This is a genomic window from Kitasatospora sp. GAS1066B (genome assembly GCF_041262605.1).
Classification (GTDB): domain Bacteria; phylum Actinomycetota; class Actinomycetes; order Streptomycetales; family Streptomycetaceae; genus Kitasatospora.
Genome location: NZ_JBGCCO010000027.1, coordinates 69,921 through 93,956, shown reverse-complemented (window position 1 = coordinate 93,956; position 24,036 = coordinate 69,921). Strand labels below are relative to the sequence as shown.

Here is a 24,036-nt window from a genome sequence, read left to right as displayed (position 1 = left end):
TGCCACTGATCAGGGCTCGTTCTACCGTCGATCCGTGGAGAAGCGCAGGTCATGGCCAGGAAGATGCCGTACCTGGTCGGTCATACCGAGATCGCGAGCCTCTTTGGTGTCGAGCGGCAGACGTCGCAGAAGTGGCGAACCGACGGGGTCCTTGGCGAGCCCGACCTCATCGCGTCCGGCAACCCGTACTGGCTCCTTGACACGGTGCTTCGGCTGGACGGGTACAACGGGCGGGAAATCACCGCGGAACGGCTCGCGCTTTACAAGGAGGCCACCCCCGGGGGCTACTGCCTGGAAGACCCGGCGGACCTGCCAGCCATCGTAGGCAGCAAGGAAGCAGCTCTGATCCTGGGCACCAACGAGGCTGCCATCGCGCGGTGGCGCCATCGGAAGAGGATTGCGGACGCTGATCTGAGGTTGTCAGGATCACCACTGTGGCTCATCGAGACCCTCGTGGCCGACGCGGAGGCCCGGAACCGGCCAGTGATCACAGAGGAGGTCGAAAGGCTTCGCACTGGCCAACGAGCAACTCAAAAGCCGCGAGGACGTAAGGCATCGGCCCCCGATCCCGCCACCTCATCAAATAGCTGACCAACGTGGCCGTACGAAGTACGCGTCATGTCATACACCAGCCGGAGTCGCACAGCCCGTCAGCATCATCTGTCGAAGCTGGCGCATCGGGCAGAGTTATCGCCTCGGCGAGTGGGCGACCATAGCGGGTGAGGTAGACAGGATCGCGGCCGAGGTCAGACCGCCGGCGGTTGACCATTGCCTCGATCGCGACGGACTGGGCGAACAGCTCGGGCTCCGCAACACGCTGGTGTCTCCACGCCGCGACCGTTCGGAACGGACAGAAGAAGCAGGAGCTCTTGGGCGGCACCGGCAGCCCCGCCTCCTCGATCAACCGGACGCAGTCCGTGCGGCGCAGTCCGAGATCTAGCAGCGGATAGTCGATCAACTCATGCGGCTCACTTCGCCGCCGGTTCGCCCGGTGGATCTCGTCGACGGAGATCCCAATGCCGACTGTCGCCGGCGCGCTCGCGGTGGCACCGTGCTGGCGGAGCCACCGCCCGACCACCTTGATCTTGAAATCCGCAGTGCAGGACCTTCGGCCAGGCGCCCCGTTTGCCATCCGAACCGGGATCGGGATCGACCGGATTCCCGGCCGGGCGAGTTGCTGTACGAGGGTCTCTGTCTCACCGTCTCGCCGACGGCGCTGAAGTTGCTCGAGCCGGATCCCCGATCGGGAAGCAAATGGGACGGCGACGTCCTGCACGTAGGCGAGCGTCGCAGGGTGCTCGCTGTCGTCACCGACGTTCGCGAACAGAAACGTCGGGTAGTCGATGGCGCCGCGGGCGGCAAGAACGAGCAGCGCGGTTGACTGCACGCCCCCTCCATAGGAGACCACTCGCAGGCTGTCAACTCCCTTGCTGTCAGCCGGATCGCATGAGCGGGTATGCGTGCTGCGGGTGCAGCACAAGGCGGAAGTCGTCACGTGAACACCTCTGGGTCAGACAGGCCTGAGGTGAAATACTCTATTGATGTCGATCGAATAGATCAAGTGTTTATTTCATCGCGATGGGCGTCGTCCAACCCGTGAATGGTCCGTGGCGGGTGTTCACCTAACGGGTAGGTGGGCGATCGCATCCGTGGCGCTGCTCAACTCGTCGGCCAACAGCACCGGTCACTTGTGGACGACGGCATGCTCCGCCACCGGGTCGCCGGCCAGTAGGGTTTCGGCGAGGCTGCTGCCGCCGCGCGGGTCGGCGCCCCCTGCGCGCAACTGAGGGCCGGTCGCTTTGGGCGGCCCGGTTCTGTCGAGCGTCCGCCGTTCGATCGGCACGAAACGGCCGTGGAGGTCCGGCCGGTGACGCTACGGTGACGGGCATGACGACCATCACGTCGAACGACCGCTTGCGAGCCGAGGTAGCGGCGATCGAGCAGTCCCTGGTGACCGGAGCGTGGGTTCCCGGTAGGTGTGAGTTGAGGCTCGGCACCAGGTTCCTGACCCTCTCCACGCAGCTAGACAAGGACCGGCCCTCCCATCTCCCGCGCGCACGGCACGAGTTCGACGGTGGCCGGACGCATTCCCTCAGGTTTCAGGGCCGCCTCACCGAGGCTTCCGAGAAGTTGCTGTCCGCGCTGTGGGTCCGTCTATTGCTGCGTCGCTCCCCGATGCGCCGACTTGTCTCGGTATACGTGGAGGCCGGGCAGGACCTACTGCCCCACGCGAGGAGGCTGATTGCCGCTTGGCGCGTCGACCCGCCCGTCCTGGACAGAGAGCACCTCGACCATTTTATCGAGCGGACCGGTCTCACTGATGCTGAGGCGGAAGAGCGAGTCTGGCGCTCTACGGTGGAAGCGTGGGAGGAGGAGCAGCTGCCAAGGGCCGAAGCCGAGAAGCTGGTCCCGGCCTCGCAGGTGATGAGCTTGGCAGCCACCGTGGTGGTCGCCGCGGTAACCGGCGACATTGAGTACTGAAGTCCCCAACCGAGCCGGTGCGGACCGCGGCCGGCGATAACGTGAGCCAGCCAGCACCTGATGAGAACATCGGGCGACGCGGGAGAGGGGCAGCCAACGTGGAGTGGCAGCAGGCGGTGGAGCGTGCGGATCGGATCGCCGCTCACGACGATCACCCGGCGGACACATGGGATGGGCGGGCTGTCCGCGGTGTGGTGGCGGTCACCCTCGCGGGCCTGGCCAGCCGTCAGGGCTGTGCGGTGGAGGATATCGAGATGGGCAGTGTGCTGTGGCACCTGGACCAGGGGCCGGCAGTCGTGTACGAGTTCGGTACAGCCCTTGGCTTGGCGGCCGAGGAGGCGCAGCCTGCGGAAGCCGGCGCGGAGTGGGCCTGGCTGATCCGTCGCTGGCCGGCCGAGCCGCCGCTGGCCAACAGCGATGGCATGCCGCGTGGTATCGGCCGCGGTTCCCAGCTCCCAGCGGTCGACGTGTGTACGTTGTGGGCGACCGCGGCGGCCCGGAAGGCACTGATTGCTGAGCGGCCCCCAGGGCTCGTGCCCCACACCCTGGTACGAGTGGTCGGCGGGGAGCACGAAGGACGGTCCGGCCAGGTAGTTGGTCCGGCCTGGCTGATGGACGATACGCGTCGCACGGTGGAGCCAGGGCCTCCGCCCGGTTACGAGGTAGTCCTGACCGTCCCAGGGCAGGACACCGGGCCCCGGTGGGCAGTACTGCCCACCGTTGAAGGTGAGATCTGGATGGAGGCGCCCGGACCCCATGGCGATCCAGTGATCGTGCGCGCCAGTGATCTCATCCCTGAAGAGCAGTAACACCAACGGGCCGCTGCACGGCAGCCCTTCGCGTTCGACGGACAGACCGCCACCGTTGAGGGCTGCGAATCACTACGGTCGTTAGCGCTTGCCTCGGGCGCTTCTGCCTGGGTTGGCTGCGGACGACGCCGCTGCGACCTCGCCCCACGAGCAGCTAAGGCGCCAGGCCGGGTCCGGGCGCCAAAAGCCTTCGACGCTCGCCGGAGTTGATCCACCTGGCTCACGGACGCCAAGTCGTGCACCGCATCACGCCGCAGCCCCGTCTCCTATCGCGTAGAGAAATGCCCGTACCATGCCGAGGGCTTCCTCGGCATCGGTCAGCGCGGACGGTTGGCCGACTGCGGCTCTGGGCTGGCCGCCGTCTACGACGAACTGCATCGCTGGGGCGAGGACCTGTCCGCACTCATACAGCCACTTCCCGAAATCGTTGGTGGAGCCCCGGTGTTCGTAGAGGGCGACAACCGCGCCCTGGAGCCAGTCCACGCGCAGCGGGAGCGTGACGAGTCCGACTTCGCTGGGCCAGTTCAGCTGATCGAGCAGTGTCTCGACATGGGAGAGGATGTCGGGGCTGAGGATCCACAGGCCGCTGGCGATGCAGGCTCGCGCCTCATCCAGGACGGGGTGGATCAGCTCCGTGAGCCTGGGCTGCGGCGGCTTCCAGATGGTTGTGGGTGGGGTGCTGTTGCCTCCGGTGATGGATGCAGCAATGGCCCTCTGCAGAAGGCGGATGGAGTCGCTCTCCGACATAGGCGCGTTGAAAGCGTGTCCGCAGCGGTGGCACTGGATCCTGGCCGGCTGTCCCCACTCGCCGAGGATCGTCAGCTCCGCGGTGTAGTCGCACTGCGGGCAGGCCATGACCGTCGTTTCCACGGCGGGGTGGTCGTCGGGGGTGCAGGTGCTGTCGTCGCAGAACAGGTCGGTCGGCGAGGCGTGCACCATCTGGATGGTGAGCCTATCGGTGCTGACGTTCCAGTAGGCCCCCAACGACCCTCTCCTCTCATCAACTGCTCATCGTGGTCCCGGGCGTGCCGATAGTGGCGCACCCTTCGCGTCTGACGGATGGCCCGCTGGGTGGTCAGCGCTTGCCCTTCGGCTGCTTCCGCTTGGGTTGCTGGCGGACGGCGCCGCTGCGGGTCGCGGGCGGCGGGGTGCGACGAGGAGTGCCGGCTGCCGCGCTCAGGATGGCGATCACGCGTTCGTGAAGTGCCTTCTTCTGCTCTGGCGTGGTGGCATCCGCCGGTGTCTCCAACAGGTGCTGGCGGACGATGGCGACGATGTCCATCTCCCACGCGCCGCGCTCGGCGGGGTCGCGGGGCAAGGGGTAGTGCTCGCCGTAGAGCTGGTGGAGGAACGCGAGCGCGTCCTTGTCGCTGACGTCGCGGATGGTCTCGCGCTCAGGGACCTTCAATGCCCTGGACTCGCTCTCCCTGATCTCCTTGATCAGGTTGAGGCGTACGGTCTCCCGGGAGCGGATGAGCCTGGGGTTGGTCCCGAGCCACGCCGCGGTCGCGGCGAACGCCAGGAGCCCTGCTTCGGTTGTCGCGGCGACCGGGTCGAAGACAGCGCCGTTGCGGCTGTCCCCCTTCATCGCGGAAAGCAGGGCCAGAGCGGCTTCCCGGTGCTCGGTGGGCGCGTCTCGATTGATCAGTTCCGCTGCCCCGGTGGCCGCTTGTGCGTCGGAGATGCGGATCCCCTGCTGCTCGCCCAGGCGGAAGAGGTCGTTGGCCAGGGCGAGTGCCTGGTTGGCGGGGAACTCGAAGCGCGGCCTCGGGTAGGTCGCACGGCCTGGGTCGTCGTCCCACGTGGCGATCCGGTCGACGACAGCGGCGAGGGTCTCGCGGTCTGCATCGATGAAGGCCAGGACGGCGCGGCGGGAGAGGGCGTGCATCCGCCCGGTCCGCTCCACGATGGCCGACGGCATCTCGTCCATCACGGCGCGGGCCGCGTCGCTGAACGCCTCGTGGTCCGCGTCCCGTTCGCCGCGGGCCGCTCGTCGCGCTGCCCGGCGGGAGGGAAGCTGGCGGCAGGTGGCAATCAGCGTGGCCAGCTCGAAGGCGAGCAGAAGCTGGTCCTCCCGACCCGCAGCGGCGAACTCGGCTTGCGACTGCTTGACCAGCTTCCTGCTGGCGCTGTGAACGGCCTCGACGGCGCGCAGCGGCAGCCCGACGGGATAGCCAGGCATGTCCTTTTGGGGAAGCGGCTCGATCTCCCGCAGATACGTGGTGGACATCATGGAGGCCGCCACCTCCGGCCAGGTCCGCCAGAGATCCGCGCCCCGTCCGTCCTTGACGATCAGGTCGCCGATCCGGTTGTACGCGTCGACGGTTCCCGTTTCGGTGAGCCGGCAGACCACCCAGGCAGCCGCGTTCACCCAGGCGGCATCCTCGCCTCCAGCACACGACCGGTGCAGGGCGACCTGCTCCAGCAGCTCGTCCAGCCCGCCTGCCCACTCGATCACATCCGGGATCAGCTCCCTTCCCCAAGATCCGACGAGCTGGGCTCGGCCGACCGGGTCCAACTCCTCGGCGCACCGGCCGGCGGCAGCCTCGACCTCGGACTGGTCGCCCCGGCAGGCCGCATCCGCCAGCACCAGGCCGAGGCGGACCCAGTCGGCCTCCAGATCGACACCGACAAACATCGCAGCCGCATCTTTGGTTGCCATCGCGCCGATCTCCGCCCAAGCCGCCAGCAGCCCGGCAGTCCTCTCGGCGTCCAGCACGACGTCCTGCAGGTGCGCGGTCAGCTCATCCCCACTGCGGAGCGACGGATCCGATACCAGAGACGCCGTCAGCTGCCGTGCGTCGGTGTAGCGAGAATTCTCAATAAGCATGCGAGCGCCGCGCCCCCTTGAACGGATCACGGACCCGCGCTTCCACTCGGGAGGTCGTGATTGAGCAATGTTGGTTGTCTACCAAGCCAGCGTGTCAGCCCGCGACCTTCCGCCGCAAGGCGCTACAGGCGACGTCACCCATCCCAGCGGGCGCCCGGGTTGGCGGCAGAAAGACCTGACAGCACGTAGGCGAGGAGGGCAGCCGGCAGCGCCTGAACCGGGCGATCTCCGCGGACTTCGGCGGCGCTCATCCGGCCCGGCTGCTGTTGGCCGGCACGGTCGATGGACCGGGCGGCTATCGTCTTGCAGGGCGGCAGAGCGTGTTCATCCAAGGTGAGCGGAGAGTGGGCTATGACCGGGCGGCAGAAGCTGATGACAGAGCAGGAGACCCGTGCGCTCGTCAACACCGCGCTCGAAGACCCCGACCTCAACCTCGCCATCCCTCTCGCGATCTCGCTCGGGCTTCGCGAAGGGCTGCGCACCGCGGTTCTCGCCTCGCTATCCCGTGGGGACTACCACCCGGCCGTAGGCGACGTTCCGGGGAGCCTGACCTACCGCGACGGCGACCAGATCCGCGTAGCCACGCTCTCCCCGGAGTCCGAACTCCTGCTGTCCGCCTACTTGGAACGGTGAGGCCCACCGTGGCGAGGGACCTGTAGGCCGCTGCCTGAGCTTTGACCGGGGCAGTCGCGCCGCTGAGCAGCAGCAGCCAGCAACCGGGCCGGGGGGACGTGGTCGGTGGGATCCTGGCTCAGGTCGCGGCACAGCGGCCGAAGCCGAAACGACGGTTCCCACCTCCCTGCTGTCTGCCGCTGGGCTACTGTCGGGTATACCGTCGAGGGCTGGAGGCACATGTGACGACCACCGTCGCTCTGGAGATCGAGTGCGAGTTCACCGGCACCTGCTCCAATCCGGCGCTACCGGGGTGGCATCACGCCCACTACCTTCACGGCATCACCGTCCGCGCCGTGCTCGAACTGCACCCCTCGCCCGATCACACTGAACACGACCTGGACCTGAAGCGCGCCGAGTTCGGAACCGCCCTGCAGACCTGGGCTGACCGCTTTCTGAACCGCCAGGACCTCAACGGCGTGATGAGGATCGAGAACATGTCGCTCGAGCGGATGGCCGCCTGGATCTTCAAGAGGTGGGCGCAGCACTACCTCGACCTGGCTGCGGTGCGCGTTCAGGACAGCCGGGACCGGTCGGTCTGGGTGACCTACCGCCCCGCTGAAGCGTAGGCGGAACTCCGCCAGTCCCTACCAGCTCTGATCGCCGCTACGACACCGGAGACAGGCCGTTGTCCGGCAGCGTGAGGCCGAGCAGCTAGTGACGGCGGGCCAGGACTCCGGTTCGGCGTTGGAACCCCATCGACGCGATTGCACACCGGGCGAGGGCACCTCGACGTAGTTTGTGAGGATGGACGACGCCGAACTCCTCGAAGCCCTTCGTACCGCCCGCTTCCCGAACCGTTGGGTCGAGGCGTGCACCTGGACGAAGGGCCTGGTGTCCTGGCACGTTCACACCCATCCGGACAGCTGGGCCGGCATCGCGGGGACCTTCCAGGAGGAGGCCGTCACCTGGGTGGAGGCCATCATCGCGTGCGCACTCCACCACGCCGGCGTCAAGGACGTTCCGCTGCCGCCGGACGGACCACTTGAGCCCGACGCGCCGCTGCTGGCCACCGTGCTGGCCGACGCCGCGGCGCTCCTGACGGACGCCCGGACCGCCGTCGACACGATCAACAAGGTCCAGGTCCGCGCTATGCGCACCGCGCGCCCGCTACCGGCCGACCTCGTGGAGGCCCTGGCACCGATCCTGGCCTCGGTCCCCTACCAGTTGGAGCACGGCAACACGGCGATCAAGGTCCGGGTACTGCACTTCATCGGGGTCGCGCGACAGGTACTGCAGGACCACGCGGACGCTGGCCGGACCCTTGAGGACCGGCTCCCCGCCATGGTCAGGTCCTCCGCGATGGACGTCGCCTTCGACGCCGAGCCGCCCGCGCAGGGGCTGTACGCGGGGGCGCTCTCGTACAGCCAGCACCTCCTCGCGGTAGCCAACCTGGATGCGACACACGACCTGGCTCAGCTCCAGGGTGAACCGCCGGAGAAGGGCTGGCAACGCAATCGGCTGCTCCAGCGGGCGGCCCTGGCGGACCGCTGGCTCCTCCTCTGGGGCTCCCAGGACCGACCGCAGCAGCGCGTCGACCAGGCCCACGTGTTCGCTACCGCGCTCTTGAACTGGGACACCGAGCACGAGACGGGCACCCGGGGCAGCAGAGACTTCGGTCCCGAAGACGACCTCGCGCCCTACGTCCGTGAGCAGTACGCCGCCTGGATCGAGCACATCAACCAGCCGCTGTTCTCGTAGGCGCCGACCTATCCTGCGGGCGAGCACCTGTCGCAGCGACCCGGACACCGCGCTCAGGGAACGCCGATCGCCCGGCCCGCCAGTTGGTGGGCGTGTTGGGCAGCCCCGGACGGCCGGCGCAGGGGTACCGTCCTGAGCGGACGGTGAGGAAGGGACGGGTGCCGCGATGGGTACGAGCGAGCTGGACAGGCCGCGCGGGCGGGTTAGCCCCGCGTTGCCTGCGGTGGCCGCGTGCGTGCCGATCGCGCTCGGCGGGGTCTTCGAGGTGCTCGCGGTGCGCATCACACTGGCCGGGCAGCTCTCCTCGGCCGGGCGGCTGATCGTGCTGGTCGTCGGACAGATCATGCTCATCCCGTTCGCGATCCTGGCGATCACGGCGGTGCGGCGCCTTCTTCGTGCGGCTCCGAGCGGCGGTGGGGCACCGCTGCTGCGGGTGCCGGAGGAGTGGACCGGCTCGGACGGCTCGCCCGGACCGGTGAGCCCGCACCAGCCCGAGTAAGGAGATCGGCGTCGATCCTGGAGAAGACCAGATCGCACTGCCCGGTCAGCTCGGCTGTCGGTTGGCGCCAGCGTATCGGCGGGGCCAGCTGGCTGCGGCCGGCGGCCGGATAGCTCTGCGCCCAGACCTCGCCCTCGGCACCCTCAACGTCCACTTTGTAGGCCAGGCGCGGCAGCCCGTCGGCGCGATGTGCCCAGTCGAGCGCGAGCAGCGAGCCGGCATCGCGGCCGGGCCAGCCGAGTTCTTCGGCGGTCTCGCGGGTGCTGCCCGGCGGGGCGTCCCGCTGGCGGGCTCGACCTTGCCGCCGGGCAACATCCAGTGGCCCGGGTCCGGTCCGGCCGACCTGGCGAGCAGGACCTGGCCCTGCGAGTCGGTGAATAGCTGACGGGCGCGTTGCGCCGGGCTACCCAGCGACGCGGCCACCTGGGCCGCGGGCAGCGTCGTGGAGCGGTCTCATTCAGGAAGTTGCCAAACTCTATGAGTTCGGGCATAGGAGGTACTTTGCCCTCCCTCGCAGTGTAAATTAATACATGTCGTGGCCGTGATGGCCCGATGCCCAGCACGATGCCTTTTCCATGGTGGACTTTTTCGTGTCAGACCGGGTGGCTCCCGGTAGTGAGCGCCACCCGGCCCTCCGCTGCCACGCGGATGATCGATGCCTACCAGTGGTGGAGTTGGACCGCGATGGTCGTCAGCGCAGCTGCGAACTGCGCTACGTAGACCAGGCCCTTCCGCCGCTGGTGGCTTCGGTTGTACTGCGGTAACAGCCGCATCCTCTTGATCTTGGAGATCAAGGACTTGATCATGCTCTCACCTCCTCTCGCCGCGACTCGTGGTGGAGGCGGAGAGGTGAGGTGACATGTTGTCACCGCGCCTACCACAGTAGGCTTCTATGCGGTGGCAGGTACCCCGTTTCCTGAAACCTGTGGATAAAGCAGCTCGTGCGGATTTCCGGCGCACTCCAGGCGTGCAGCTCAGCCCGTAGCGCCCCGCATCGGCGGCGCCCAGTGAATCGGCCGACCGCCACCTTGTCGCCAGAGGCGGTCACCCGCCCTGTTCGTTCACTCCTGCTCCTTGGCCGTGGCGGCGTCCATGGCCGCGTGGAGGTCCAGCTCAACGACGGCAGGGCAGTGGTCGGAGGCCGCGAGCGCCTGCTCGGTGCGCACGATCCGGTGCCCGCGAAGGGCCGGAACGAGGCGCCGGGTGACGCGGGTGTGGTCGATTCGGCGATCCCCCCAGATGTCCGGGTCGCCGTTCTCGTCGATCCAGTGCCCGCACGAGGGCTGCCGCGGCGCGTTCAGGACGGCGGCGGCGTCCAGCAGGCCGCCGCGGCGCAGGACTTCGCCGGCGCGGCGGTCGGCGACGGGCGGGTCGTCGGGGTTGTCCCGCCACAGGATCTGGTACTCCAGCCACTCGTGGTCCTGATCCGTGTACGGGTCGCTGTCGTAGTAGGCACCGCCCGCAATGCGGTCTGCGGAGGGCGAGTTGGAGTCCGACCCGACCGCGCCCAGGACACCGTCGCGGAAGGCCGAGTGGACGCGCTTGGCCTCGTTGTACCGGAAGTCACCGCGGAAAGGGTCCGCGTGGTAGGAGGCGAATTTGGCCGGCTCAGGGGCGCCGACGTCGAGCACGATGGTGGCCATCGAGTGCCAGAAGTCCACCCCGCCGTTGTAGCCACGCCAGCCGCCGCGCACCGGTTCGATGCCCGGCCGCCACAGGACCGCGGTGTGGAAGTCGTGGGTGCTGGAAGCCAGCGCGACCGTGGGGGCGCTGTCGTCATGGGGCCGGATCGCCTGGCAGTCCAGGCCGGTGTCGTCCGCGAGCCGGCGGAGCACCATTGCGGCACTGGCGGGATCCTTGCCGATGATCTCCTGCACGGCGAGAACATCGGCGTCCAGGTCGCGGATCACCTGGACCAGCTGGGCGTACCGGTCCTTCTCCTGGCGGCTCTTCACCAGGCCAAGGTTGAAGAGGTTGTAGGTGGCGAAGCGCATGTCGGTCCTCAACGGTCGGGCCGGCGCGTGGTGCGGACGGCCGGCGGGATGGTCGCCGATGGCGGTTCGGCTGCCGGTCAGGTTCGCGGTTGCCGCCCGCGGCGGCGAGCACGTCGAGCCGCGGCCCGCGAAGTCAAAGCGCCTCGTCCTTGAGCAGCCGGTCGGCGAGGAGGATCCCCGCGACGCTGCCGGCCTCGCGGATCGCCCCGGTGGCGACCAGGTCCACCGCGCCCGACAGCTGCTCCCAGTGCACGGTCATCCCGGCCTCGGTCGCGTCCCGGTGCAGCTGGCCGCGCTCCAGGGCGGTCGCCAGCAGCAGGTGGGTGGTGGCGCGGGTGGAGCTGGGCAACGGATCGATCGCACCGATCCTGCGCAGCTGGCCGGCGCGCCAGCCCGCCTCTTCCTCCAGTTCGCGCCGCGCAGCCGCTTCGATGTCCTCGCCGGCGTCGATGCCGCCACCGGGCAAGTGGACCACACGCCGTTTCTGGAGGTAGAAGTCGTCTTCCACCAAGGCGACTTCGCCCAGCGCGTTGAGGGCGACGATCCGCACCGCGTCCCGCACGTCGATGTACTCGTAGATCCCCGGCTTGCCGTCAGGCTCCAGGACCTGGTCGCGGTGCAGCGTCAGACGCGGCCCTCGGTGCAGAACTTCGCTGCCGAGCGTCCTCCAGCCGGCGCTGGCCTCGGTGCGGGCGGCCTCCTCCAGCGCCTCGTAGGCGCGGTGCAGCAGCGGGAACGCGGCGTCGAACGCCTGCACCAGGCCGGGGTAGAGCGGCCAGGAGAAGTCCGAGCCGCCCACCGCGTGCGTCGCCGGCTGTCCGGCCTGCCACTGCTCGAACCGCTCCGCCAAGGCCAGGACCGGGGTGAGCTGTTCGAGAGCCGAGGTGACGGTGTGGGCCAGCAGTGCGGGTGGTCCGGCTGCGGCCACCGCCATCAGCTGCTCGGCGAGCGTCAGCGCGTCGTGGCAGATCTGCTCCGGAGGGTCGGCCGCCTCGGTTCGGGGGGCGATCGGTGGGCGGGACGCCATCTCGACGCACGCCGACCACGCCGCCTGCCGCAGCGCATCACTGGTCCAACTCATCTGCATCCCCTACTCGGTGACGTCGGAGTCCCTGAGCCCGAGGCTAGCCGCCGTTCCACGACCGCACAGGGCGGCAACCGGCCTCGCAACCACGCGCCGGCCCGGCACGTCCCGCGGGCAGAACCGGGCCGGCGCGATCACGCACCCTGGGGATCCCCGGTGCTGGTGGGACCGGGCAGTGCGATGGTCGCCACCGGCTGCCAGGACAGCTCCCAGGCGCTGGCGCCGTGCGTCCGGGGACGCTGCTGGAACTGCACGTCGAGCAGGTGCAGGCTGGTGAACCGCACGACGGCGTGGCTGGGGGAGATCCGCCGCAGGGCTGTCTGCAGCGCGTCGGAAGAGCCCTCGGCCCAGGCGTAGCCGAGCGAGACGTGGGGCCGGCCGCCGTCGTGGAGCAGCGCGCCGGGACCGCGCACCGATCGGATCGCGTCGCGGACACGCTCCCGCAGGTCGACGAGGCCCCCGTCCGGATAGACGTCCAGGAGCGCGCCGGCCCGGTTGGCGATCGGCGATCCGACGGTGACCTCGACCGGGCCGGTGGAGGCCAGGTGCTCGCGAAGAGCGGCGACGAGCTCGTCGCGCTCCTCGGCCGTGATCTTGTCGGCCGTGGTGTCGGCGACCATCTCGATCGTGCAGTGCAGCGTGTCGTCGCCCATCGCGGTGATCGGGAACGGGCTCATCGCCTCGCGGCAGTCGCCAATCAGGCGGGCCAGCGCGGGGTCGGACTTCACCTGAGGGCATGCGTAGACGTGCAGGACCCGGGCGCCGTCGATCCACGGCGCGCCCTGGAACTTGGGCGTGAACTTTTCCATGATCAACCTCTTCCTCGTACGGGTGCTGGTGCGGGGCTCGCGCCGCCCGGGCGGCGCGGCATCCCAGGGCTGTCAGGGTCGGCCGAGATGCAGCTCGTGGATGCGGTCGAAGGTGTAGCGGACCGGGGCGGCGTGTTGGCGCTCCCACACCAGCCACACGCTCGCGACGGTGGCGCTGGTGCGGATGCCCGGTCGGATGCGGCGGCCGAGGTCGGAGGCGAGCCGGTCGGAGCGGGCGGCCAACTCGGGGGTGTCGGTGTCCTGGACGCCGTAGCCGCAGGACATGTGGCACCAGAAGTCGGCTTCGGCGGGCGGTAGTTGGAGGCCGCCCGCCGTGAGTCCGGCGCGCACCCTCCGGTACAGCTCGGCCGGTTGCTGTTCGGGCCAGATCTCCACGATCCCCGCGGAGCCGGAGGCCCTGGCCGGGCCGATCTCGATGGTGAACGGCTCCAGATCGGTCAGCTCCCGCTGAACCGCGACGGCCGCCGCCTTGAGCATGGCGCTGTCCACGCGCCGGCCGTCGGCGCCGTGCGGGTCGATCTTCTGGATCGTCATGTGCAGGTCGTCCTCGTGGATCGTGGAGATCACGTCCGGGTACGGCGTGGTGATCTCCCGCAACCGGGCGAAGTAGGCGAGGACCTGCGGCTGGTCCTGCGGCAGCCACAGGACGTGCGGGCGCACCCAGTCCCCATCCGGTCCGCCCTCGCGGCCCCAGTGGCGGCCGGGCGTCATGAACTGCCTCACCGGTTGGCCTCCTTGGCGCTCGGGCCCTCGGCCGCGGCCAGGCCCAAGGCGGTGGGCGCTGGCAGCGGCCAGAAAACGGCGGCCTTGTCGTCGGATTGCTTGTAGCGGGGCCAGACCCGCCCGTCGGGGTCCTGCGTCTCGGCGCGGACGATGGCCCCCAGCACCGCGGCGGGGCCGGCACTGGCGCACTCGGCGATCAACTCGCTCCAGGAGTAGAGGCCGTAGTCCTCGACCGCGCACGAGACACCGTCCGTCATGGCGAGCACCGCCGCAACCTCGCGCAGCGGGAAGCGGGCGGTGACGGCGTGCCGGGCGGCCTGCGGGACGGCTTCGGCGACCCAGTAGCCGCCCGGCCTGTTGGTCTTCTTCAGTTGGAACGTCCGCAGGTCCCTCAATAGCCTGTGGTGGTACTCGCCGAAGCCGTGCCCGGCGAGCAGCGACTGCTGCACCTCGGCGATTTCGGGTCGGCCGGTCACCAGGTTAGCGAGCCGGTCGTCACGCACCTGCTGGATGGCGCCGCTGCGGTCGGCCACGATGACGGGGCTGTCGCCGAGGACCAGCACGTCCAGCGTCCCGGCCGCTGCGCGGGCTATCGCCACGGTCGCGGCGGGTGAGGCGCCCGGCTGCAGGCCGTGCTCGGTGGTGGCCGCATCGATCGCGGCCTCCAGCACCAGGCGCAGGTCTGCGCCCGGCTCCTCGGTCAGCCGCCGGGCGATGAGTTCGCCGAGCGTCTGCGCGTACCAGGCGCCACGCGGCTGCTCGTCGCCGACGGTCGAGACGCCGTCCAGGACGATGACCGCGGTGGACGTGGTGAGGATGCGGTCCTCGCTGGGCCGCGCGGCGCTGCCGGCCCGCCCGGCCAGCACCACCTCCTCGGTGAGCGCGGGTGATGGGACGTCGACGGTGAGCTGTTCTGGTGTGGTCACGGTTGGTTGCTCCAAGGGGCGTTCGGGCGGACAGGGACAGTTCCGGGGCAGCACCCGGGCCGTCGGGCCAGGGCCTGCCACGGTTATGCGGAGAGCAGCGACGCACGCCTGAGATGCTTCGCGCCGCGCTGTCAACGGGCCGTTGCTGTCCGGTCGGCGCCGGGGACCTGATGGGGCACAGGTGTGGTCTGGTACTGCTCCGCCTGCAGCAGATACGCCTCCCGATACCGTGTCGGGCGGGCCATGAGGTCGCCGTGGGAGCCCTGTTCGGTCAGCCGGCCATGGTCGAGGACGTAGATGTGATCGGCCTTGGCGGTCGCGGCCAGCCGATGGGTGATCAGCACGACGGTCACGCCCAGGGCCGTCAGCTCCCGGATCCGCTCGAACGCCGCCACCTCAGACCGGGCATCCAAGGCGGACGTCGGCTCATCCACGATGACCAGGTGCGGCAGCCGGCCGCCGGGACCCCGCGTGGTGACCCGCAGGTGCGTGCGGGCCAGCGCCACCTTCTGCCACTGCCCGCCCGACAGGTTGACCCCGCCCTCGAAGCCCTTGTAGACGAGGGTGCGCCAGCCGCGCCGCAGGTCGCCGATCACCTCGGTCAGGTCGGCGTAGGCGGCGGAGGCATCCAGCTGCTCCTGCTCGATGTGCTGCTCGGGGCGGCCGAGGAGCAGGTTGGCCAGCGCGGTGAACTGCCAGCGCTGGAAGTTCTGCGCGAACAAGACGATCGAGCTGAACAGCTGGTCGCGGTCGGCGCCGGCGGTATCGACGTTGTCCCACAGGATCCGTCCCTCGTGCGGCTGGTAGACGCCCGAGAGGAGGTTGACCAGGGTGCTCTTGCCGGAGCCGTTGTCACCCACCAACGCGATCACCTTGCCCCGCGGGATCTCCAGCGAGACCTTGTCCAGGGCCGGGGTGTCGCGGCCGGTGTAGGTGAAGGAGACACCCTCCACGCGGATCACCGCCGGGCGCTGGGGCAGCTCGGTGCCGCCTGTGGGGATGGCCCGCTTGGCGCCCTCCTGGTGCAGCGTGTCCAGGTCCCGCACGAACAGCGCGTCCTCGTAGAGCGAGTTGACCTGGGACACCAGCGTGCCGATGCTGCCCGATCCGCTGCGGATCGCCAGGACCGCGGTGCCGGCCACCGCCAGCGGCATCGAGCCGCCCGCCACCAGGAAGCCGAGCAGCCCGTACGCCCCCACCAGGGCCAGACCCGCCAGCGCGGCGGTGAGGACGTCGGTGCGGGCCTTCGCCCCGGCCAGGCGGCCCTGTTCACGCGCGGCCTCGTGCGCCATCGCCTCGTAATGCCGCAGCACGAACGGCCCCGACGCGTGGACCCGCAGTTCGGCCGCCGACCACGGGTGGACCAGCATGTCCGCCAGCAGGGCGCCGGCGCGCGAGTGCTGCAGCCAGGCGCGGCGTGAGGCGTAGCGGCGGCGGGCGGTGCGCACGGCTCCCCAGCCGCGCGGGGCGCAGATCAGCAGCAGCATCGGCAGGAGCGCCGGGTGCAGGACGGACAGCACGCTGGCGACCGAGACGAGGCTGAAGCTGGAGGTCAGCACGGTGGTGGCCTGGCCGACCAGGCGCTGGACGGAGGTCGCGCCGAAGCGGGCGGAGTCGACGGCGGACAGGAACTCGGGGTCTTCGATGGCTTCCAGTTCGGTGCGGCTGACGATCCGCAGGAAGTCGGCGGTGGCCTGCTCGAAGACGGCCGGCTCCAGGCGGCCGGTCGCCCAGGTGGAGGCGGCCAGCAGCACCGCGGACAGGCCGGCGACCGTCCCGGCCGCGATGATCGCGGGCAGCGCGGTGTGCAGCGCGTGGTGGACGGTCCCGGCGGACAGCAGCGCGCGCAGCGCCCTGTTGGTGGCCAGCAGGCCCACGGCGGTGGCCAGGCCCCGCAGCACCTCGGCACTCAGGAGGGTGATCAGCGCGGTGCGGTCCGCCCGCCAGGACATCCGTCCGGCCAGGCGCAGCATGCCGGGCAGCTGGCGGGCGATGGCCCAGAACGTCATCTCGCCGCTGGCCAGTTCGTGCTTGGCCCAGCCGTAGTCGTAGCGCATCGGGCCGCCGAACAGCAGCTGCTCGCTCTCCGAGCCGGGGTTGTCGGGCTCGGTGTTGTCGAGGGTGGCGGTGGTCACGCGGTCGCTCCTCATCGTCGTGGTGGCAACGGGGTGGGCGGGCAGGGCCTGACGGGGCTGGAGGCCGGAGCGCTACCCGACACTGAGCGAGGGCCAGTTCAGGGCGACGAACTGCGGCCCCCGCTCGATGTAGCCGGTGAGCGCGGCCGCCGTGCCGGAGAACATCGGCTCGGGCAGGGCGTCGAGGGGGGACCAGCGGACCTGAAGGTGCTTGTGCGGCTCCCGGTTGACCGGCTCGCCGTGCCAGCGGTCGGCGGCGAACAGGAAGTGGACGTACGGGCCGTGGCCGTCCCCGCCCTGGGCCACATGCAGGACCCGGTCAAGGCGCAGGTCCACCGGGTCCACGACCAGGCCGGTCTCCTCGTGGAGCTCGCGCAGAGCGGCCCGGTCCACGCTCTCGCCGAGGTCGACCTTGCCGCCGGGCAGCGTCCAGAGCGGGTCCGGGTTCCAACTGCGCCTCCCGTAGTGGACGGTGACGATCTGGTCGAGTTCGCGGTCGTGGACGACGACGCTGACCGTCAGCCGACTGGTCATGGTGGTCATGCGCTGCTCCTGGATGTCGGGGAGGGCTGTACCTCGGCGCGCAGCAGGTCGAGTGCACGGCGGGCGTAGCCGTGGATCTCGGCGTCGCGGTGGTCGGCGGCCCACTTCAGTGCGGACGGGCAGTCGAGCGCCGCGTACGCCCGGCACGCCGCCTGCTCGGCCTGGGTGAGGTGGCGGCCGTAGCCGTCGAAGAACGCCTCCGCCAGCGCGGGCCGCCCGGCGGTGACCTGGTAGATGATCCGCATCAGGTCGTGGCGCGCCGGCTCCTCCACCGTCGTGCGCTCGAAGTCGATGAGCTGAAGGCGCAGTTCGCCGCCCTGCTGGATGATCCAGTTGCGGGGGCTGTAGTCCCCGTGGCACACCCCGGCGGGAAGCTGCGGCGGGGCCTCGGCGCACGCGGCGGCCAGCACCCCCAGGTCCTCGGCGGACAGGCCCAGGTCCATCGCCATGTCCAGGGCCTTCGTCCGCTGCTGCGGCCACGACAGCACATCACCCACCGGCTCGGGTGCCCGCGTGGGCTTGAGGGCGTGCAGGCGGGCCGCCAGCGCGCCGGCCTGCCGGAACACCTCCTGCTCCTGCACGCCGTTCAGCTGGATCTTGTTCAGCGGCTCTCCCTTGAGGCCGCGGGTGACGATCAGCCGGGTGGCCGGGTCGCGGTCGGCGATCCAGGACGCCCGTCGCTGCCCGAGTGCGGGCACGAACTCGTCGTACGCCCTCGTCTCGCGCTCGTACAGAATCTCGCTCCAGTGGCGCTTGGCGAACCATCGGTGTCCGGCTGTGTCCTCGACCTCCCAGACCGACGGGGCGCCGGTGCGGTCGGGCGAGCGCACGCCGAGCAGCAGCCACCGGCCGATCGCCCGGTCCAGCAGCATCTCGACGTCCACCGGCACCAACGCCGGTCCGTCCCAGCTCATGCCGAGAACCCCCGCACCGACAGCGGCTCCCCGGCAGCGATCGCGGCCAGCGCCTGGACCGTGTAGCCGACGACCGGCTCCGGCAAGGCATCGAGCGTCCACCACTGGAGCCGGTGGCACTTGTCCGGCTCGGCGTTGGTGACCTCGCCGGTGTACCGGGCGGGCCGGAAGAAGAGCTGGAGCCGGCCCGCTCCGTCGTCGGCGTCCAGGTCATGCAGGGTGTGCACCAGCTCCAGGTCCGCCGGGTCGATGACGATCCCCAGCTCCTCTTTGGCCTCGCGGGCGGCGCCCGCCGCCACGCTCTCCCCGTGCTCCAGGTGGCCCGCCGGGGTGTGCCAGGTCTTGTCGGCGTAGGCGGCACTGCGGCGCAGCCCCAGCAGCACGCGGCCCTCTTCGATCAGGACCAGGTGCACGCCGATCACCGTTCTGTAGGTCACAAGACCTCCTGATAGCAAGGATGTTGATGGGGCAAGCTCTTCGGTGCTGGCCTGGAGCGACGATCCTGGCAGGAGCGACGGACAGCGGGCGGCGTGTCGCCGCGCGCTTCACTCGATCGGGGCGACATCAGTTCGAGCCCGGCGCGGTGGCGTGCACCCGCCGTCCTGCGCATCGGCGGCGGATGCTGTGCGGGCCTACGCCGGTGCGCTGCGCCGGTAGTCGAAGGTCGGGTGGCGCTCCAGCCCGGCAAGCAGCTCGTCCGTGTCCCATACGGAGCAGGTCAGCGCATGGTCGGAGAACGGCAGCGGCACGACCGTGAAGGACCGCAGCGCGGGCAGCAGGGAGCGGGAGACACGCTGCTGGTCGATGCGCTGGCGCGGGCCCTGGCGCCGGTTGGTCTCGGGGTAGAGGCTGGCGGTGGGGGCGAGCGCGTCCGTCTGCCCGAGGTGGCGTGCGGCGTGCACGGCGACGTCGTCCAGACCCACGGCGGTGAGGATGCGGTCCGGCTCGGTATCGGTCTCCACGCCGCCGCGGGTGCGGTGTTCCTGGTGGCCGCGGTCGATCAGGTCCGGCCAGTTGGGGAACGCCTGCTGTTCGATGCCCGACTGGCTGTAGGAGTTGAAGTCGCCGCCCATGATCACCGCCAGGTTGCGGCGGTTCCAGGTCGTGATGCTGCGAGCTTCGATCTGCCGGCGCTCGGGGGCACGGGAGCCCAGGTGTACGGAGGCGAGGTGGATCGGCGTGGCGTGTTCAGCGAGTTTCACCTGGAGCGCGCAGGGAGCGTGCCACCAGTCGTTGTCCTGCGGCCACTCGCCGAGGACGCGGAAGGTGTCCGGGCGGATGAAGACCCCCGGCGGGTTGGGGGACTCCTTCGTCTCGGTGGGAGCGAGGAAGCCGCGCATGGCGAGCATGCGTTCGGCCTCGAACATCAGACGCTTCCCGTTTTCCCTGGAGTGGGTCATCTCCTGACGGAACAGGATGTCGAAGGGGATCTTGCTGAGTTCCTCGTGCGCGGCGTACCACTTGTCGAGGTGGCCGCCGCCCCTGCCGTCCGGGGTCCACCCGTCGTGCTCCAGGTTGTAGGAGCCGATGGTGATGACGCTCATGAGCTGGCCCTCCGCAAGTGGGGTGGTGGCTGGTGCTGTCGGTCCGTTGAGTTCAGGCGTGTTCGAGAGCGGCGGTGATGGCCTGGCGGGCGTCGGGCGCGCCGTGGGCACTGTCACGCAGCAGGTCGAAGGCGCGTTGGAAGACGGCGACGCGGTCCGGGTCGGTGATCGTGTGCGGGCCGGCGTACCCCTCGACCTCGACGCGGATCCCGTCGTAGATCGTGAAGGAGCCGCCCGGGTAGACGCGCAGCCGGGCGCGGGCGGGGATGACGCTCACGCTCAGTCCGGGGGTCTCCAGTAGGTCGAGCAGGTGGAGGAGCTGGGCGCGCATCACCGCGGGCTCGCCGATGGTGGTCAGTAGCGCCTGCTCGCCAAGCAGGACGTGATGGGTGCGGCCGCCCGCGCCGAGGTAGCCGGCTCGGGCGGTACGGGCGGCGACGCCTGCTTCGACGTCGTCGGGCAGCTGGTGGAGGCTGATGACGCTGCGCAGGACCGCACGGGCGTAGTCAGGGGTCTGGAGGGCGCCGCTGATGAGTGCGGGGCAGTAGGCGGCCTGCACCCGGCTCTCGTGCGCGAGGCCGAGGAAGCCCTGCTGGGTGGGGCCGGTGCCCTGCTGCAGCAGGTGGTCCGTGCTGGCCGGGGCCCGGGGCGGTTCGGTGCTCATTGGTGGCTCCTGGCACTCGTGGGTACGGGGGCTTCGACTGTCGGGCAGGGCTGCCGGGTACTCGGGGCTGGGGCCGGGGCGGTCCCCGGGAGGGGCAGCAGGCCCGCTCGTACCGCGAGCACGACGGCACGGTGGCGGCGCTGGGCGCCGAGTCGCTGGAAGATCTCGCGGGTATGGGACTTCACGGTGTCGACGCTGATGCCCAGCCGCGAGGCGATGTCGGTGCCGGGCAGGTCGCAGGCCATGAGCAACAGGACGGAGATCTGGTGACCGGTCAGCTGCGGTGGCCCGACGACCGGGCCGGGCCGGACGGTGTCGATCCTGATGATTCCGCTGGCGATGGCCAGTAGGATCGCGCCGGTCCGGCTGGCCGCGCCCAGCAGCGCGTACGCCCGCGTCAGGTGGGTTTTGACGGTGTTGGGACTCAGGTAGAGCTGAGCGCCGATCTGCACGTCCGTGTGGCCGTCGGCCGCGAGCTTCAGCACCTCGAGCATGCGCGGGGCGAGGCCCGCCAGTCGCGCGGGCGGGACCTGGAGCGCGGCGAGGTGCTCGCGCGCCCAGTTGCTGACACAAGTCGCCGGTGAACCGCAGGCCGGCTCCAGCCCGTCCGCACCGGCCTGCTGCCCGGGGTCCTGTTCGTCGGGGCGGTGGGCGATGCTGCCTGGGCCCGCGGTCGGCCGATGGGGCGGCAGGATGAGGGTCAGGCGGGGTACCTGTTTGGGCTGTTCGTCCTCGACCTCGGTGACGACGAGGATGTGCCAGCCGTGGCGGGCGGTCGCGCGGGCCACCAGACCGGCCGCCTGGCGGTCCCATGCCGGCACCGTGCTGCCGTCGATGGACAGGTGGGAGTCCCAGATGTCCGGCTCGGCGGTGCCGGGCCCATCAGGCAGCGCACCGTGGAGGGTGGCCGTCGGGCCAGCCGGGTAGGCGGGGTGGCCGGGGGCGGTCACCTCGGTGCGTACGTCCGTTCCGCCCCAGCGCGCCACCAGGCTGCAGTAGCGCTGTTCTCCGTCTTCGGTGTGCAGGACGGTGGCGGTGATGATCGGCGTGCGGTCCCGGTCGTCAGCGAAGTGCACAAGGGCGATGGGAATGCCGGCCCGCTCGGCCCACTGCTGAGGGCTGAGGGCGATTCCGGGCCCGCTGCGGGCCGCCTGGAAGGTAGTCATGCGCACTCCGGCCCGGGCTGCACGGTGCCGGAGCGCGGCAGGTCGCGGTGGTGGCGGGGCGTGGATGCGGTCCGGGCGGCGAAGAAGTCGCAGCTTGTATCGAGCGGTACCGGGTCGGGCCGGTGGGTGCCGGGGGTTCGGACGGGCAGAGGCCGGATCGCGGACGGCTCCGAGATGGCGTCACCGATCGGCTGCCACTCGTAGGTCTGGTTGGTCATGTCCTTCTCTCATCTGAGCTGGACCCATGGGGTCAGTGCGGCAGCTGCGCTGAGCGCCGGGGGCCGGAGCGGTGAAGCCGGCGTGCAGGCAGGGGCGGCGACTCCCCTACCTGCTGCTGCCGGCGGTGGCCGGCTGCGGGCGCCCCTACAGGTCCTTGGGGATCGGGGCCGCGGGCGCGCCGAGGTGGAAGAGCAGGCGGCGGGCGAGGCGGGCGGCGCGGCCGGTGCCCATGATCAGGACGAGGTCGCCGGGAGTGGCGAGTGAGGCGATCAGCTGTTCCGTCTCCGTGTCGGCCTGCTCGTCGTCCAGGGCGTGGACGTGCTCGGCGGCGAGGCCGTTGGCGGTGACGGCGCGGGCGATGGCGGCGGTGCCGGCGCCGGCGCCGGCGTCGGGGTGCGGCCGGGAGTCGGGGGCGTGCACCGGCAGGAGCACCACCTCGTCGGCCGGGGACAGGCGGCTGCCGAGCTCCGCTCCCAGGGCGACGGTGCGGGCCCACCCGGAGGGTTCCAGGACGGCGATGACGCTGCCCTCAGTGAGCATCCGCGCAGCACGCAGGTCGTGTTCGACCTCGTCGGGGTGGGTGGCGAGGGAGTCGACCACGGTGATGCCGCCCTGCCGGTGGAGCGGCGTCAGGGAGCGCTCGACGCCGGTGAAGTTCTCGCTGATGCCCAGGGCCAGGTCCTCGCCGCGGGCGCCCAGCACGCGGCCGGCGGCGAAGACCAAGGCCGCCGCCTGTGCGTTGTGCCGGCCAGCGACCGCAACCTTCATGGTGTGCCAGGACCCGTCGGTGTCCTGCACGGTGACCTTGCTGTGTGTCCCGTCCCAGGTAATTCCCATGACCCGCACGTCCGCGTCCTGGCTCTCCCCGACGCGGATCACCCGCGGTCCCGAGTGCTCGGTCAGCCGGGTCGCGAGGGCGCAGGCGCCAGGGTCGAACGTGGGCAGCACGACGGTGGAGCTGCGCCGGGCGGCCTCCTCCAGCTCCTCCAACGCGGCTTCCCGGTCCCGGTGGCGGGGAGGGGCTGCGGCCACGTTGAGGATGATCGTGACGGTGGGCCGCAGGGAGGGGATGGCGTTGTCCTGGTCTTCGTCCTGCGAGGCGGCGATCAGCAGGCCGCCACCGGTGTGGTGTCCGTGATCGCGGCCGAGGGGCGCGTCGTTCAGCAGGTAGGACGGGTTGCGGTGGTCGAGTGCCGCAACCAGCATCGCGGCGGCGTTGGCGATGCTGTGGCTGCCCGTCACCACGACGGAGGACTCGGCCTCGTGGGTGAGCAGTGCCAGGGCCTGCGCGTGGTGGAGAATCGCGAGGCGCATTTCCTCGGCGCGGACGAGTTCCATCTCCTGGGCGACGCCGCCCTGGGACCAGAGCACGGCGGAGCGGTCGGCGCGGACGTTGGCGCGGTCGAAGCCGTAGGTGATGCGGGCGCCGGCCTTCGCCAGCCCGGTGGTGATCTCGCTCTCCGCCGCGGCGGAGCCCGTCACGCGGGCGCCGCGCTGCAGGAGCAGCTGTGCCAGGGCCGGCATGCCGCTCTCGTCGATACCGACGAGGTGCGGTGCGCTGAGTCTGCCTGGTCCGTCGTAGCGGTGGGGGTGGTCCATCGGTCAGCTCCGGGGTGTGAAGGGCTCGGTGGTGGTCGGGTCGGAGGAATGGGCCGGGGGCTGGGGGCTGGCGCGGGCGACGGCCAGCTCCAGGAGCGTCACCAGGACGCTCAGGGCGGCGGCGCGGTCGCGGGCGTCGAGCACCAGGTGCACCCGGTCCGGCCCGGCGCCCAGACACAGATCGTTGCGGATCTGCTGCTCGTTCACCGGCAGCCCGTGGAAGTCGGTGACCGCGATTAGGGACGGGATGCCGTGCTCCTCGAAGGCCCAGAGCGCGGCAAGCCCGTCACTGGGGCGGTGCACGTCGACCACGACGACTGCACCGATCGCGTCGTGAAGCAGTTCCTCCCACCGCCACCACAGCGAGGCGTCGGCCGGCGTCCCGAGCAGCAGGACCGCAGCACCCTCCAGGGTGATCCGGCCGACAGCAAGGGCCAGGGTCGCCTCCGGACCCGCGGGGTGGCCGGGCGCCGTGACACTCACGTACTCCTCTGCCAGTTGAGGAGGTTCATCGCTGAGCGCGGCCAGCAGGCTGGACTTGCCGACACCGTTGGCCCCCGCGACGAGGATCTTGACCAGCAGGGGCGGGTCGGTCGGTACGGGCTCCGCATCGGTGGCCGGGCCGGGCTCGCCCGGGCCGTCGGTCCGGGGCGGGTGGGGGTACCCCGCCGGCGCGGGCCTGCTGTGGGCGTGGGCGTCCATG

27 protein-coding genes are annotated in these 24,036 nt (G+C 70.5%); 7 read left to right on the top strand and 20 right to left on the bottom strand.

The genetic code is table 11. The features are described from left to right. Positions 1 to 51 precede the first annotated feature (51 nt). Complete coding sequence (locus ABH937_RS27555; protein ID WP_370219856.1) at positions 52 to 591, top strand: hypothetical protein; 540 nt, start codon at positions 52 to 54, stop codon at positions 589 to 591. 25 nt (positions 592 to 616) lie between these two features. Here the strand turns inward: ABH937_RS27555 and ABH937_RS27550 are convergent, their stop codons facing one another. Then, positions 617 to 1,414 (bottom strand): phosphoadenosine phosphosulfate reductase, encoded by a 798-nt coding sequence (locus tag ABH937_RS27550; protein ID WP_370219876.1) that lies wholly within the window; start codon positions 1,412 to 1,414, stop codon positions 617 to 619. Between the two features lie 473 nt (positions 1,415 to 1,887). On the opposite strand from ABH937_RS27550, the gene ABH937_RS27545 reads away from it, so the two are divergent. After that, on the top strand, positions 1,888 to 2,481 hold the full coding sequence (locus ABH937_RS27545) for a hypothetical protein (protein WP_370219855.1): 594 nt from the start codon (positions 1,888 to 1,890) through the stop codon (positions 2,479 to 2,481). A 98-nt stretch (positions 2,482 to 2,579) separates the two neighbouring features. After that, positions 2,580 to 3,290, top strand: coding sequence for a hypothetical protein (locus ABH937_RS27540; RefSeq protein ID WP_370219854.1), 711 nt, complete (start codon positions 2,580 to 2,582; stop codon positions 3,288 to 3,290). A gap of 246 nt (positions 3,291 to 3,536) precedes the next feature. Here the strand turns inward: ABH937_RS27540 and ABH937_RS27535 are convergent, their stop codons facing one another. Further along, a complete protein-coding gene (locus tag ABH937_RS27535; RefSeq protein WP_370219853.1) occupies positions 3,537 to 4,274 on the bottom strand; it encodes a hypothetical protein in 738 nt (245 codons plus the stop codon). A 91-nt stretch (positions 4,275 to 4,365) separates the two neighbouring features. Beyond that, positions 4,366 to 6,120, bottom strand: a complete 1,755-nt coding sequence (locus ABH937_RS27530) for a hypothetical protein (RefSeq protein WP_370219852.1) — start codon at positions 6,118 to 6,120, stop codon at positions 4,366 to 4,368. A 351-nt stretch (positions 6,121 to 6,471) separates the two neighbouring features. On the opposite strand from ABH937_RS27530, the gene ABH937_RS27525 reads away from it, so the two are divergent. The 4 genes from ABH937_RS27525 to ABH937_RS27510 all read left to right on the top strand — a co-directional run bounded on the left by ABH937_RS27525 (position 6,472) and on the right by ABH937_RS27510 (position 8,992). Next, on the top strand, positions 6,472 to 6,753 hold the full coding sequence (locus tag ABH937_RS27525; RefSeq protein ID WP_370219851.1) for a hypothetical protein: 282 nt from the start codon (positions 6,472 to 6,474) through the stop codon (positions 6,751 to 6,753). Positions 6,754 to 6,974: 221 nt separating this feature from the next. Further along, positions 6,975 to 7,361, top strand: a complete 387-nt coding sequence (locus ABH937_RS27520) for a 6-carboxytetrahydropterin synthase (protein WP_370219850.1) — start codon at positions 6,975 to 6,977, stop codon at positions 7,359 to 7,361. 178 nt (positions 7,362 to 7,539) lie between these two features. Continuing rightward, on the top strand, positions 7,540 to 8,493 hold the full coding sequence (locus ABH937_RS27515) for a hypothetical protein (RefSeq protein ID WP_370219849.1): 954 nt from the start codon (positions 7,540 to 7,542) through the stop codon (positions 8,491 to 8,493). A gap of 166 nt (positions 8,494 to 8,659) precedes the next feature. Next, positions 8,660 to 8,992, top strand: coding sequence for a hypothetical protein (locus ABH937_RS27510; protein ID WP_370219848.1), 333 nt, complete (start codon positions 8,660 to 8,662; stop codon positions 8,990 to 8,992). 45 nt (positions 8,993 to 9,037) lie between these two features. Here ABH937_RS27510 and ABH937_RS27505 read toward each other — a convergent pair whose 3' ends face one another. From ABH937_RS27505 to ABH937_RS27425, 17 genes are all read right to left on the bottom strand, one after another. After that, positions 9,038 to 9,415, bottom strand: coding sequence for an NUDIX hydrolase (locus ABH937_RS27505; RefSeq protein WP_370219847.1), 378 nt, complete (start codon positions 9,413 to 9,415; stop codon positions 9,038 to 9,040). 236 nt (positions 9,416 to 9,651) lie between these two features. Continuing rightward, entirely contained in the window at positions 9,652 to 9,798 is a 147-nt protein-coding gene (locus ABH937_RS27500) for a hypothetical protein (protein ID WP_370219846.1), read from the bottom strand. A gap of 255 nt (positions 9,799 to 10,053) precedes the next feature. Beyond that, on the bottom strand, positions 10,054 to 10,986 hold the full coding sequence (locus tag ABH937_RS27495; protein ID WP_370219845.1) for an endonuclease/exonuclease/phosphatase family protein: 933 nt from the start codon (positions 10,984 to 10,986) through the stop codon (positions 10,054 to 10,056). 133 nt (positions 10,987 to 11,119) lie between these two features. Further along, the gene (locus ABH937_RS27490; protein WP_370219844.1) at positions 11,120 to 12,067 is read right to left on the bottom strand and encodes an NUDIX domain-containing protein; all 948 of its coding nucleotides are present in this window, start codon (positions 12,065 to 12,067) and stop codon (positions 11,120 to 11,122) included. Positions 12,068 to 12,204: 137 nt separating this feature from the next. Beyond that, a complete protein-coding gene (locus ABH937_RS27485) occupies positions 12,205 to 12,879 on the bottom strand; it encodes a 2'-5' RNA ligase family protein (RefSeq protein WP_370219843.1) in 675 nt (224 codons plus the stop codon). 72 nt (positions 12,880 to 12,951) lie between these two features. Then, positions 12,952 to 13,623, bottom strand: coding sequence for a 2'-5' RNA ligase family protein (locus tag ABH937_RS27480; RefSeq protein ID WP_370219842.1), 672 nt, complete (start codon positions 13,621 to 13,623; stop codon positions 12,952 to 12,954). Continuing rightward, positions 13,620 to 14,549, bottom strand: coding sequence for a protein phosphatase 2C domain-containing protein (locus ABH937_RS27475; protein WP_370219841.1), 930 nt, complete (start codon positions 14,547 to 14,549; stop codon positions 13,620 to 13,622). Before ABH937_RS27475 ends, ABH937_RS27480 begins: the two co-directional genes overlap by 4 nt. Positions 14,550 to 14,680: 131 nt before the next feature. Beyond that, positions 14,681 to 16,684: an ATP-binding cassette domain-containing protein gene (locus tag ABH937_RS27470; protein WP_370219840.1), complete on the bottom strand. Its 2,004-nt coding sequence runs from the start codon at positions 16,682 to 16,684 to the stop codon at positions 14,681 to 14,683. A 72-nt stretch (positions 16,685 to 16,756) separates the two neighbouring features. Further along, positions 16,757 to 17,227 (bottom strand): NUDIX domain-containing protein, encoded by a 471-nt coding sequence (locus tag ABH937_RS27465; RefSeq protein WP_370219839.1) that lies wholly within the window; start codon positions 17,225 to 17,227, stop codon positions 16,757 to 16,759. Continuing rightward, positions 17,224 to 18,141 (bottom strand): aminoglycoside phosphotransferase family protein, encoded by a 918-nt coding sequence (locus ABH937_RS27460; RefSeq protein WP_370219838.1) that lies wholly within the window; start codon positions 18,139 to 18,141, stop codon positions 17,224 to 17,226. The genes ABH937_RS27465 and ABH937_RS27460 overlap by 4 nt, the downstream gene beginning before the upstream one ends. Beyond that, entirely contained in the window at positions 18,138 to 18,578 is a 441-nt protein-coding gene (locus ABH937_RS27455; RefSeq protein ID WP_370219837.1) for an NUDIX domain-containing protein, read from the bottom strand. Before ABH937_RS27455 ends, ABH937_RS27460 begins: the two co-directional genes overlap by 4 nt. A 195-nt stretch (positions 18,579 to 18,773) precedes the next feature. Continuing rightward, positions 18,774 to 19,685, bottom strand: a complete 912-nt coding sequence (locus tag ABH937_RS27450; RefSeq protein WP_370219836.1) for a hypothetical protein — start codon at positions 19,683 to 19,685, stop codon at positions 18,774 to 18,776. Between the two features lie 52 nt (positions 19,686 to 19,737). Then, the gene (locus tag ABH937_RS27445) at positions 19,738 to 20,349 is read right to left on the bottom strand and encodes a DUF5753 domain-containing protein (RefSeq protein ID WP_370219835.1); all 612 of its coding nucleotides are present in this window, start codon (positions 20,347 to 20,349) and stop codon (positions 19,738 to 19,740) included. Further along, positions 20,346 to 21,515: a LuxR C-terminal-related transcriptional regulator gene (locus ABH937_RS27440; protein ID WP_370219834.1), complete on the bottom strand. Its 1,170-nt coding sequence runs from the start codon at positions 21,513 to 21,515 to the stop codon at positions 20,346 to 20,348. The genes ABH937_RS27445 and ABH937_RS27440 overlap by 4 nt, the downstream gene beginning before the upstream one ends. Further along, positions 21,512 to 21,733 carry a hypothetical protein gene (locus ABH937_RS27435; protein ID WP_370219833.1) on the bottom strand — a complete coding sequence of 74 codons (222 nt, stop codon included), beginning with the start codon at positions 21,731 to 21,733 and terminating at the stop codon, positions 21,512 to 21,514. Before ABH937_RS27435 ends, ABH937_RS27440 begins: the two co-directional genes overlap by 4 nt. A gap of 145 nt (positions 21,734 to 21,878) precedes the next feature. After that, positions 21,879 to 23,333, bottom strand: a complete 1,455-nt coding sequence (locus ABH937_RS27430) for a Mur ligase domain-containing protein (RefSeq protein ID WP_370219832.1) — start codon at positions 23,331 to 23,333, stop codon at positions 21,879 to 21,881. A gap of 3 nt (positions 23,334 to 23,336) precedes the next feature. Next, complete coding sequence (locus ABH937_RS27425; protein WP_370219831.1) at positions 23,337 to 24,035, bottom strand: ATP-binding protein; 699 nt, start codon at positions 24,033 to 24,035, stop codon at positions 23,337 to 23,339. Position 24,036 lies beyond the last annotated feature (1 nt).